At 56.7% G+C, this 11,318-nt stretch carries 11 protein-coding genes and 1 pseudogene; 9 read left to right on the top strand and 3 right to left on the bottom strand.

Annotated elements, in window-relative coordinates:
- The 6 genes and pseudogenes from AC1DZP_RS34935 to AC1DZP_RS34960 form a co-directional block, all read left to right on the top strand.
- Positions 1-450, top strand: a pseudogene (locus AC1DZP_RS34935) (ABC transporter substrate-binding protein); the annotation flags it as partial.
- Between the two features lie 44 nt (positions 451-494).
- On the top strand, positions 495-1,514 hold the full coding sequence (locus tag AC1DZP_RS34940) for an ABC transporter permease (protein WP_436260304.1): 1,020 nt from the start codon (positions 495-497) through the stop codon (positions 1,512-1,514).
- Positions 1,515-1,529: 15 nt separating this feature from the next.
- Positions 1,530-2,387, top strand: coding sequence for an ABC transporter permease (locus AC1DZP_RS34945; RefSeq protein WP_477308774.1), 858 nt, complete (start codon positions 1,530-1,532; stop codon positions 2,385-2,387).
- 1 nt (position 2,388) lies between these two features.
- Positions 2,389-3,390, top strand: a complete 1,002-nt coding sequence (locus AC1DZP_RS34950) for an ABC transporter ATP-binding protein (RefSeq protein ID WP_477269761.1) — start codon at positions 2,389-2,391, stop codon at positions 3,388-3,390.
- Positions 3,387-4,442 (top strand): ABC transporter ATP-binding protein, encoded by a 1,056-nt coding sequence (locus tag AC1DZP_RS34955; protein WP_477269759.1) that lies wholly within the window; start codon positions 3,387-3,389, stop codon positions 4,440-4,442. Before AC1DZP_RS34950 ends, AC1DZP_RS34955 begins: the two co-directional genes overlap by 4 nt.
- Positions 4,443-4,540: 98 nt before the next feature.
- Positions 4,541-5,290 carry a GntR family transcriptional regulator gene (locus tag AC1DZP_RS34960; RefSeq protein WP_477269757.1) on the top strand — a complete coding sequence of 250 codons (750 nt, stop codon included), beginning with the start codon at positions 4,541-4,543 and terminating at the stop codon, positions 5,288-5,290.
- A 100-nt stretch (positions 5,291-5,390) separates the two neighbouring features.
- On the opposite strand, the gene AC1DZP_RS34965 is transcribed toward AC1DZP_RS34960, so the two are convergent.
- Together AC1DZP_RS34965 and AC1DZP_RS34970 are read right to left on the bottom strand one after the other, a co-directional pair.
- On the bottom strand, positions 5,391-6,209 hold the full coding sequence (locus tag AC1DZP_RS34965) for an SDR family NAD(P)-dependent oxidoreductase (RefSeq protein WP_477308776.1): 819 nt from the start codon (positions 6,207-6,209) through the stop codon (positions 5,391-5,393).
- 34 nt (positions 6,210-6,243) lie between these two features.
- Positions 6,244-7,545: an amino acid deaminase gene (locus AC1DZP_RS34970; protein ID WP_477308778.1), complete on the bottom strand. Its 1,302-nt coding sequence runs from the start codon at positions 7,543-7,545 to the stop codon at positions 6,244-6,246.
- Positions 7,546-8,048: 503 nt separating this feature from the next.
- Here AC1DZP_RS34970 and AC1DZP_RS34975 point away from each other — a divergent pair.
- The 3 genes from AC1DZP_RS34975 to AC1DZP_RS34985 are packed head-to-tail and all read left to right on the top strand — an operon-like array spanning position 8,049 to position 10,739.
- Positions 8,049-9,149, top strand: coding sequence for a fatty acid desaturase family protein (locus tag AC1DZP_RS34975; RefSeq protein ID WP_477308780.1), 1,101 nt, complete (start codon positions 8,049-8,051; stop codon positions 9,147-9,149).
- Between the two features lie 40 nt (positions 9,150-9,189).
- Entirely contained in the window at positions 9,190-9,519 is a 330-nt protein-coding gene (locus AC1DZP_RS34980) for a MocE family 2Fe-2S type ferredoxin (protein WP_477269751.1), read from the top strand.
- Positions 9,516-10,739 carry an NAD(P)/FAD-dependent oxidoreductase gene (locus AC1DZP_RS34985; protein ID WP_477308782.1) on the top strand — a complete coding sequence of 408 codons (1,224 nt, stop codon included), beginning with the start codon at positions 9,516-9,518 and terminating at the stop codon, positions 10,737-10,739. The genes AC1DZP_RS34980 and AC1DZP_RS34985 overlap by 4 nt, the downstream gene beginning before the upstream one ends.
- A 242-nt stretch (positions 10,740-10,981) precedes the next feature.
- Here the strand turns inward: AC1DZP_RS34985 and AC1DZP_RS34990 are convergent.
- Positions 10,982-11,318 (bottom strand): aldose epimerase family protein (locus tag AC1DZP_RS34990; protein WP_477308784.1); only part of this gene is annotated, 337 nt, incomplete at its 5' end.

Here is an 11,318-nt window from a genome sequence, read left to right on the forward strand (position 1 = left end):
CTCATGCAGTTCGTGCAGCAGAACCTCGCCAAGGTGAACATCCGCCTTCAGCTGAAGCCTGCCACCTTCCCGGTCTGGCTTGACACGGTCAAGGGAGACCACACGCCGCTGACTGCATCGTTTTACGGACCTGATTACTTCGGTACCGACCAGTATGTGAAAACCTTTGGTATGATCCCGGGCACACGCTGGCTGGCTCGCTCTGGCGGAGACAAGATAGAGGGCGTGTTGAACAACAAGGAAAAGGAACTGCTGGACAAGGCCGTTGCGGCGCCGATCAACGAACGCGACGAACTCTATCACCAGATCGCGTTGGAGATGATCAAGGACCGCATCATCGTGCCACTGGTCGGTCCCGATACGGTCCTTGCCTATAGCAAGAACATAAGCGGAATGAAGTACAGCGTGACGTCAATCCTGCCGCTACAGGATCTCAGCTTCGCGCAGTAATGCGCGACGACGGGAACGTGGAAGTCTGATCGAAAGGGCGAACAATGCAAGCTCATACATACGTTCTTCGCCGTTTGATCGGACTTCCACCCTTGCTTTTGGGTGTGCTTACCATCGCCTTCCTTCTGTCGCACGCCTCGCCGGCGGATCCACTTTCCTCGATCCTGCCCGAGCGGCAGCTCAGTAATCCGGAGGCGGTTCAAGCGGCGAAAGTCCGCTGGGGTTTGGACAAGACGCCCGTCGAGCAATATCTGATCTATCTGAAGAACGTGGTCACGGGGGATTTGGGCACGTCCTTCCGGACAAAGCGGCCGGTCGCTCAAGACCTGATGGAGCGCCTTCCCGCGACAGTGGAACTGGTCGTTGCGGCATTGCTGTTTGGCTCGGTTTCAGGAATTCTGCTTGGGGTAGTCGCAGCGCGTATGCGTGATACCGCCGTGGACCACCTGGTGCGCCTTTTCGCACTTTTGGGATCTTCGCTTCCGGTATTCTGGTCCGGGCTTGCCGTGCTCTTCATATTTTCCGTCCAGCTTGGTATTCTCCCCGGACCGGGGCGGCTTGATGCCCGCACGGCCCCAGAATCCACGATTACCGGCTTCTATACCGTCGACGCGCTGTTCGCCGGCAACATGTCGACGTTCTGGGAGGCTGCCACCCACTTGATACTTCCCGCGAGCGTCCTTGGATGGTCTGTAACCGGCATAATATCTCGGCTGGTACGCGCCAGCATGCTCGACGTGCTCAGCCAGGACTATATTCTTATGGCGCGCTCCAAGGGTGCGACCGAAAGAAGGGTCCTCTTCCATCACGCCCTCCGGAATGCACTGATCCCTGCGATCACCGTCATCGGCTATTCCTTCGCCTTCCTCATTACCGGCGCTGTTTTGACCGAAACGATTTTTTCGTGGCCCGGCATAGGCTCCTACGCAGTGGAATCCGCCCGGGCACTGGACTATCCGGCGATTATGGGAGTGACCATGCTTGGAGGGACGGCGTTTCTTTTGACCAATCTCCTTACCGATCTCACCTACGTGCTGGTCGATCCTCGCATCAAACTCCAGTAGGAGCCCGGCAATTCCATGGCCGCAGCAGACACCTTACACGCAACGCTCAGGCGTAAACGACGCCGCACCAATCTGTGGTCGGTCATTCCCGCATATATTGGCTTCGCTATCATCCTGTTTTGGATATTTGCTGCTCTAACCGCGCAATATTGKATGCCCTATAGTGCTTTCGACATGGTTGGCCGTCGGCTCCAGCCCCCAAGCCTTGAGCATCTGTTTGGTACCGACGGCTTGGGTCGCGACGTCTTTTCACGGACGCTATCGGGAGCGGTCTATTCCATTCCCGTCGCATTTTTCGTCGTGTGTGTCGGTGCGATCCTCGGCAGTTGTCTTGGAGCGATGGCAGGTTTCCTGGGGGGCTGGATAAACACGATCATCATGCGGCTGGTCGACATCACCTTGTCCTTTCCGCCAATGCTCCTGGCGATGGCGGTCGCGGCTACACTAGGCCCGGGACTTTGGACGGCGACGGTGGCGATGATTGCTGTCTGGTGGCCGCTCTATACGCGTCTGATGCAGGCCCAAGTTATCAGCGTCAAACAAATGGAGCATGTCGAGGCTGCAATATCGTCCGGCGTCCGCAAAGGCCGATTGCTGCGGAAATATATCCTGCCTCTCTGCGGAACGCCGATTCTCATAAATGCAACTATGGATTTCGGGCAGGTCGTACTGCTCGCAGCATCGCTGAGCTTCATCGGTCTCGGCGCCGCCCCTCCTGCCCCGGAATGGGGCGCGATGGTCTCGGATGGCACCGTGAATTTCTACTATTGGTGGATCGCCGCAGCGCCCGGTTTGGCCATCCTGAGTGTCGTTCTCGCGCTGAATTTCATCGGCGACCGGGTCCGCGATATTCTCGACCCGCGGAAAGCATGACATGGGCGACCAACCTCTTCTCGAAGTAAATGATCTACGCGTGACCTTTGAAATAGCGAACGGTTACGTCGAGGCCGTTCGCGGGGTGAATTTTTCTCTGAAGAGAGGCGAGATCATGGGCCTCGTCGGTGAATCCGGCTCGGGGAAAAGCATCACGATGCGTGCCGTCATGGGGCTTTTGCCGCCTTCCGCGATGGTTTCCGGCTCGGTCAAGCTTCTCGGTCGAGAACTAATCGGCAGTCCTGCAAAGGACCTGCGACAATTGCGTGGATCGAGAATGTCGATGGTCTTTCAAGATCCTCTGACTGCGCTCAATCCCGTACTGACGGTCGGCGACCAATTGGTCGAAGCGATCAGGATTCACAATCCGCAGTGCACAGCCAAGGAGGGGCGGACAAGGGCGATCGAATTGTTTCGTTCGGTCGCGATTCCTTTTCCGGAAAAGCGCATTGACCAATATCCTCACGAATTCTCCGGCGGCATGCGTCAACGCGTGGTTGTCGCAATCGCAATCGCCAACAAGCCAGATCTTATTATCGCCGACGAACCGACAACGGCTTTGGACGTAACCGTCCAGGCGCAGGTGCTGGAGCTTCTCCGCAATCTTTGCGAGGGCAGCGGAACCGGCCTGGTGCTTATTACCCATGACTTGGGCGTCGTCGCCGGCATGGCTGAGCACGTGTCGGTCATGTATGCGGGCTCGATCGTTGAACGAGCGCCAGTCGATGACTTGTTCGACAATCCGCGTCATCCCTACACCAGAGGCCTGCTGGGTTCGTTGCCCCAGCTGACCGGGGAGATTGCTCGTCTCAGCGATATCGGTGGGGCTCCGCCGACGGCAGGTACCATACCGCCTGGCTGCGCTTTCAACCCGCGATGTAGTTTCTCTGTCGAAAGATGTCAGCTCGAAAGGCCCGAACTCCGAGGTTTCGGGCCAACCGACGTGGCCTGTCATCTCGCCCAGGCCATCCCGGCTGCTAAAACCAGAGTGAACTCGGCATGACATCCACTTTGCAGGATCTCCCCGCGGGACAGACCACTAGAGCTGTGAGCCATTCGGATGCCGGTGCGCCTTTGCTGTCGGTTAGAAACCTGACCAAGGATTTCGGCGCTGGCGGGGTCTTTTCCACTCTGAAGAACGCTCCGGTCATTCGGGCCGTTGCAGGTGTCAGTTTCGATATTGCCAAGGGAGAAACACTTGGGCTTGTCGGCGAGTCCGGCTGCGGCAAGTCGACACTTGCGCGCTGTATTCTCAGACTCTTGCCACCCAGCTCGGGAGAAGTGCTCCTCGAGGGAACCGACCTCAGCAAGATCAGCGAGGCGGAAATGCGTGCAAAGCGAAAAGATCTCCAGGTGGTCTTCCAGGACCCTTTTGCTTCGCTTCATCCTCGAATGAGAATCCGTGAGATAGTGACGGAGCCATTGCGTCTTCTGGATATGTCAAAAAAGGACATGTCGGATCGTGTCAGTGAGCTGATCGGACTCGTCAAACTCAACCCGGAGCATCTTGACCGCTTTCCCCACGAACTTTCAGGCGGCCAGCGACAACGCGTGGGTATTGCAAGGGCGCTCTCGGTCAAGCCGAAACTCATCATTCTTGATGAACCCGTCTCCGCTCTCGACGTGAGCATCCAGGCAGGCGTGCTTAATCTGCTCCATGATTTGCAGCAAGAGCTAGGCCTCTCCTACTTGTTTGTCGCGCACAATTTATCGACAGTGCGCCACATTTCGGATCGCGTTGCCGTCATGTATCTTGGCAAGATTGTTGAAATCGGTCCCCGCAACGAGATTTTCACGTCGCCAAGACATCCATACACGACCGCTCTCCTATCGGCGGTGCCAACCGCGGACCCTCGAAGCGAACGCACCCGCCGCCGCATCGTTTTGACCGGGGACGTGCCCAGCCCCGCCGATCCCCCGAGCGGCTGCCGCTTCCGAACGCGGTGCTGGAAGGCACAAGAACTCTGTCGCACTGTCGAGCCCATGCTTATTCACCAGGACGAAACCGCCTTTGCATGTCACTTTCCTATGGACAAGAACGGCCTCAAGGGCTGAAAAGCGGGCTTCGCCTTGTCGACATCTCGTAATCGGGGTTTGCTGGCATTATTGCTGGTAAATTCAGACGCCGGTATTGGACAGGCGGGAAGGCATATATGAATTCGATAGTCACACCAGAGACCGATATCGATAGTAATGAGGATCTCGGTCTCAATCGGCACAGCCTGTCGGAGCGGATATACTCACGTTTGCGCGTGGCACTCATGACCGGCCAATACGAACCTGGAGCACGCCTCAATATCAGGGGGTTAGCGGCCACATACAACACGTCGCCAACGCCGGTTCGGGAGGCCATTTTCCAGCTCGTGCGCGAGGGCGCATTGGAAATCCGACTTGGCCATCAACCCCGTGTGCCAGTGCTGTCGATTCCGCAATACATCAATATTCGCGAAACGCGGGTGCCCCTCGAGAGACTCGCAGCAGAACTTGCGGTGGTGCGGATTAGCGATGAGGACATTGCGAGACTAAGCGTACTGCACCAGAGGTTTATCCAGAGCGAAAAGGAAGAGCGTTGGAAGGAAGCACTTGCTGCAAACCAGGAGTTTCATTTCACGATCTATCGCGCCTGTGGCAACGATGTCCTCGTAAGGTATATTGAAAACCTCTGGCTTCTTGCTTATCCTTTCGTGAACAATCAATACCCGATCATCCGACCCGCAACGGCCGCAGTCCATCCCCATCTTCTGATTGTCGACGCATTGAACAGACGCTCGCCGGCCGAAACCGGCGATTTGATCATTCGGGATCTCCGCGAAGGATCATACAATATTCTGCAAAGACTGAGCGGCGCGGAAAACGGCGACGACGCTACGCCATCGCGGCGAAAGAAGAAGCAGGAAAGCTGAAGCAACCTAGCGGTCAACGATCATCGTTGCCGGGGTCGGCCGACGCCGTCGAGGCAAGCATGGCACTCCTCACGTGACGAGGCCATCCCCTGGATCGCTGTCATTGAGGCCCGTTCATTGCCTTTCCAGCGCGGCGAGCCTTGAGCTTTTCAGCGCCGATGGCAGAGTTGCGGTCCATCATCTCCCAAAGGTCTTTGGGATTGGTCCCGAGCTTTTTCACTACATCGCCGCGTTCCGGCGGCGCGAAGGCCTCGATCTCCTCATTGCGAATGGCTTCGAGAACCACCTTGGCGACATATTCGGGCGTGACCGATATGCCGGCAAAGGAAAGGGCCATTGCATCATCTTCCGCTTCCTTGTCCAACATCGGCGTTTCGGTGGACGTTGGATGGACGATGGTAATTTTCACTGGCGTTTGGCGCTCTTCCAGGGCTAGCGCGAGATGAAAAGCGCGAAGGGCATGTTTCGCGGCGGCATAGCTGGCGATACCCGGGAACGGCAGCAGCGCTGTCATGCTGCAAACCGTCGCGAGGTGCCCGTATCCCTGCGATTTGAAGCGCGGAAGTGCCGCGAGCATGCCCTTCACCGGGCCGAAGAAATTTGTGTCCATCGTTTGCAGGTGCTTTTCGATAGGAAGGTCCCGCGCATAACCTGTGTGGACGATTGCGGCATTGTTGATCAGAACGTCAAGGCCGCCACGCTCCTTCCATATCAGGTCAAGGACTGCCTCCCACTGCGCCTCGGAGCAGATATCGAGCTTTACGGCGGACGCCGACGGACCGATTGCCGAGGCAACCTGCTCGGCTCCCGGAAGATTGATATCGGCCACAAAGACGGTGTGGCCGGCCTCCGCGACGAGCCGTGAAAGGGCAGCCCCAATTCCACTCGCGCCGCCGGTGATGAGATAGGTCTTCGTCACGTTTTCCCCTCGACAATTTGTCCGTGTTCGCCCGTTAGAAATAGGTGCGGATGGAACTCGTGATGTGATAATTTTCATCAACTATGTGCATGACTCTCCATTTGTCGAAGGTGAGACAGGGATGAGAAATGCCGAAGCCGACCATATCCCCAACCTGGAGAGGTGAATCGGCAGGAATTGCCACATGGCAGTGCTGATCGTTCAAGCGCGTCACGGCGTGATCTGGAGACAGCTGTCGAGGGTGCTCCATCCCAGAACCCGGACGGAACCAGAGCAGAGGAATCGGCTGGTCGTCATGCGAGACGTCACGCTTGCCCAGTGCCGCGATGAGCTTCTCGGTCTCCGGCCTCGATTGGACATAGGCCCAAACTTCCAACGCCGGTGTCAGTCCGCCACGCGCGTCAGCCAACCCTGGATTTCTTTCCCGCAGCGCCTGAACTGCCTTGGCGTACAGGATTGAGTCATGCGTGATGTAGCAACCCGAGCGAACCAGAACCATGTTCTGTTTCGAAAGCGCTGCGGAACCCAGTTTCTCCACGACAACATCATAGTACGCGGATCCGCCGGCACTCAGGATGACCGTTTCGGCGCCCCAAAGCTTTTCAAGGTCACATGCCTGAGCGAACTGCACCATTTTATCGAGGAACGAATGGACTAATGCGAGTGTCCCCGCATTGTCTGCGCCCTTTAGAAGTCCCTCGAAACCTTCCACGCCGCGCAGCGTCACGGCTTCGGTCCTGCTCACGGCCCGCGCAAGGTTCAGCGCCTCTTCGACACTGCGGCAACCGGTGCGGCCACCTGGATATCCGATCTCCACGAGGGCATCGAGCGGACGCTGGAGCTTCGCCTTTCGTGCTGCCTTGGCGATTGCTTCAAGATTGACCGCAGAGTCGACCAGGAACAAGAACTCGAATTCGGCGTCCCGGGCCAATTCAGAAATGACGTAGTCGATCGCCTTTGCGCCAATCAGCTGATTTGCAAGGAAGATGCGTTTGTAACCGAAGCTGCGCACGACTTGAACCTGATGGGGCGTGGAAACGGTGATCGCCCATGCGCCATCCGCAAGCTGCAGGTCGAATAGCGCCGGGCTCATGGTCGTTTTACCATGCGGAGCAAGAACTGCTCCGCCCTGGGCCAGAAACGCCTTCATCCATTCGCTGTTGTGACGGAGGCTTTTCTCTTTGAGCACCGCCACCGGCAATGGCAGGTCTTCACTCAGCAACCTCCATCCCTGCTCGCCGACACGATTGATAGGGACTCCAACCTCCATAGGAGGAGCGCCTTTGTCGAGCTGGGTTAGAAGCGCGTCTTGGGGGTAATGCGCGTGGAACGCCATTCTGCTAACTCTCTGATATATGATATCTAGTCTGGCGTGATCGGCTGCGCAAGCAATATCTCCGCACGATTTATGGCTTTTCGCGAATTGCCTCCCTTCCACGTGCTTCGCAAACTTAAGGAAACGGACATCAGGCGATATTTTTGATATGTCAAATATGCGGATTTTGACCTATATTCACTGTCCACCCTGAATCCCGCATCGGAGTTAAGCCGAAACTGTCAGAGTTTTGACGCGACGAGCGGTCCCACCACAGCTTCAAAGAAGGTGCCCACGTTCCCCATATGGCCAGAAAGCTCGCAGCCGTGCAGCGATTTATGCCTCTCCGCACCAGGACAACCTTCGCCGAAAATGACACAAACATGTCATTTTGCAAATCCAGGGTCTGACAGTTTTGATATATTTGTTGGACATTTCATTGCAAGAAGCAGGGTGTTCGGCTTTACCTTTGTCGGCCGAGCGCACCAACAGCTCTTTGAAGTCGGCAACCGGAGGCAAGGTAGATGGCGCGAATTCGCGAGTTCAAACGGGATTACAGCCTGCTGGGCCGGGACGCGACAGCAGCGATCGAGGAAGGCATCGCTGCGGCGGAATGGTATCATACCGACATTGGGCGGGCGAAGCTGAAAGAACTTATGAAACGTTCCGACGGCCCCGCGATCCGCGATACCCTTCTATGGTTTGCCATTCTCGGGTCTCTGGCATTTGGAGCCTACATCACCTGGGGAAGCTTCTGGTGCGTACCGATCCTGGCCGTCTACGGCGTGTATTACGGTTCGGCGTCGGATGCGCGCTGGCATGAGACGGGACATGGCACCGCGTTCAAGACACGCTGGCTGAGCGATCTTGTTTACAATATTGCGTGCTTCATGATGCTGCGGGAGCCCAAGATCTGGCGCTGGAGTCACGCTCGGCACCATACCGACACGACCATTATCGGACGCGATCCTGAAATTGTAACAATGCGACCGGCAGACCTCGCAAGAATGGTCATGGCGGTTTTCGGCATTCGTCGGGTTCCGTTGACATTCAAGAACATGATCAAACACGCATTTGGGAAGCTAAATCCGGAAGAAGCGTCTTTTGTTCCCGACATGGAGCGTCCGAGCATCTACCGCACAGCGCGACTTCTGCTGATCATTCATCTGGGTATCGTAGCGGTTGCCGTCTATCTGGGATCATGGCTGCCGGTGCTGCTGATTGGCCCGCTTCCAAGCATGTATGGCGGATGGCTCTCCTACTATCTCGCCATCACCCAACACGCCGGATTAGAGGAAAACGTACTTGACCACAGGCTTTGCGCCCGGACGATTTACGTCAATCCAGTTCTGCGGTTCATCTACTGGAACATGAACTATCATGTGGAACACCACATGTTCCCCATGGTCCCCTACCACAAGCTGCCGGCGCTCCACAGGCTGACGCTCCACGACATGCCCACCCCCTATCGCAGCACCTTCCACGCCTATGCAGAGATCATCCCCGCCATTATTCGGCAGCGGAAGGACCCCAATTCGTACATCACGCGTGCGCTCCCGCCCCACGCAAAAGCCTATCGACCGGAGTTGCACAAAACTGGCGCAACCGTGGTTGCAGCAGAATAACCCCGCGGATCAAACACCACGACCCCGATCGGATCTTATCATGACTTCAGACAACTGGATTGACGCCTGCGCCACCGATGACATCGATGAAGAGGATGTTGCACGATTTGATTACGAAGGGAGGACCTTCGCGATTTATCACAGTCCCGACGGAAACTTCTTTGCCACGGAAGGGCTTTGCACGCATGAAAAGATTCACCTTGCCGATGGCCTGGTGATGGGAGACATCATCGAATGTCCGAAACATAACGGAAGATTCAATTACAAGACCGGCCAGGCCAAGGGTGCCCCGGTGTGCATCAACCTTACAATCTATCTGGTGCGCATCCAGGCCGGGCGGGTCTTCGTGAACGTCCAGACGACGACGTGAGCGGCATTATTATCGTTGGCGACGGAGAAGCTGGCGTCAGCGCCGCTTTCTCTTTGAGAGAATGCGGTTATGACGGCCCGATCGATCTCTTCGGATCCGAGTTGCATGTACCCTACGAAAGACCTCCGCTGTCCAAGCTTCGGGTGGATGGTGAGAGTGAACCCGGCCGTTCGATCCGCCCCTTGGAGGCTTTCGCAAGTCACCAGATCACATTGCATCGCGGCAAGACGATCAGCAGCATCCAGCGGCCCTCCCGTACAGTCAAATTCGTAGGCGGCGGCAGTCTCGCCTATTCGAGACTATTGTTAGCGACCGGGTCCGTGCCTCGACGGCTACCTGTTCCAGGCGGCGAGAGCTGTGTCTATCTCCGAACATTGGACGACGCCCGCCTGGTGCGGCAAGCGATCTCTCAACGCCTGCAGATCGCGATTGTTGGCGCTGGTTTCATCGGCCTGGAGATAGCCGCGAGTGCGYGCCAGAATGGCTGCGAGGTTTCGGTCTTTGAAGGTCTTCCACGAATTCTCTCACGGGCAGTGCCGGCAGAAATCGCCGCTGCATTGCACAACAGGCATGTGGGTGCTGGTGTTCGCATTTCCTGCAGCCAGAAACTGACAGGAATTGCTACGAACGGACGGACCCAGGAGCTGCGGTTTGCCGATGGAAGCACTTTCCAGGCCGATGTAGTGCTGGCCGGCATTGGTTCGCAACCAGTGACCGCGCTTGCACAGGATGCAGGTCTGGCGGTATCCAACGGCATTTCCGTTGATGCGCATTTGCGAACGACGGATCCTGATGTGTTTGCAGCCGGCGATTGCTGTTGCTTTCCCACGATTAGCGGTGAATCCGTCCGTTTGGAGAGCTGGCGAGCGGCCAAAGACCAAGGTCGCACAGCTGCATTGAACATGCTTGGCCGCGCACAGCAATTCACTGGGATGCCTTGGTTCTGGTCCGATCAGTATGAACTGACCCTCCAGATCGCTGGTCTACCGAATTCCGCAGTCCGGACCGTTCGGCGAAAGGGCGTCGCAGGCCTGTTTCTTTTTCACCTAGACGAAGCCAATCGGATCGTCGCCGTCAGCGCGCTCGCTGAAGGTAACATCCTGGCAAAGGATGTCAGGCTGAGCGAGATGCTTATCGCAGCGCAAACAATCAGCGATCCGGAATTGTTGCAGACTGAAGGGCTAAATCTGAAGCAGTTGGCAAAGATGATGGTCGCGTGAGCTTGAACCGATTGGCTTCCTCGATGTGGTCGTAGACCGAGGCATCGGCACCATCAACGCCATAGGCGCAAGGGGGTCCTCACCAATAGCGCGCACTTCGGGACCCCGGACACAACGATGGCTGGACGAGCCTCAGCGGGCAGTCCGCACTGGCCATGTATGTGAAGCCGGACGTCGGAAAGTGCGAGTGGTGGAAGCCAAGTCGGTCCTCACAATCATGCCTTGGCTGCATTGTAGGCGAGTTAAGTCGCATCACGGCCAATGACAGTGATCGACATCTCGAAATCCCGATGTTCACCAGGTTGAAGCAAGAGAATGCCAGGCTTTTCTGAAAGTTCGCCATCAAAGCCGAGAGGCGTGGGGAAACCTTGCCAAGGCTCGATGCAAACGTAGCCGGCCAAAGGTTTTGTCCAGATGCCCAGGTGGGGTAGGTTTCGCCATTCGATTTCAAGGTAGCTTCCCTTGCCGGAGCCATAGCGTAAACGTCGCGATTCAAGATCGAAAAACATCATGGCTTCGTCGCTGAATAGCTCATCGCGCAATTCAATCCTCCTGCCCGCGACCGGACTCGGATATGGT

This window comes from Mesorhizobium sp. P2_F8, assembly GCF_056403655.1.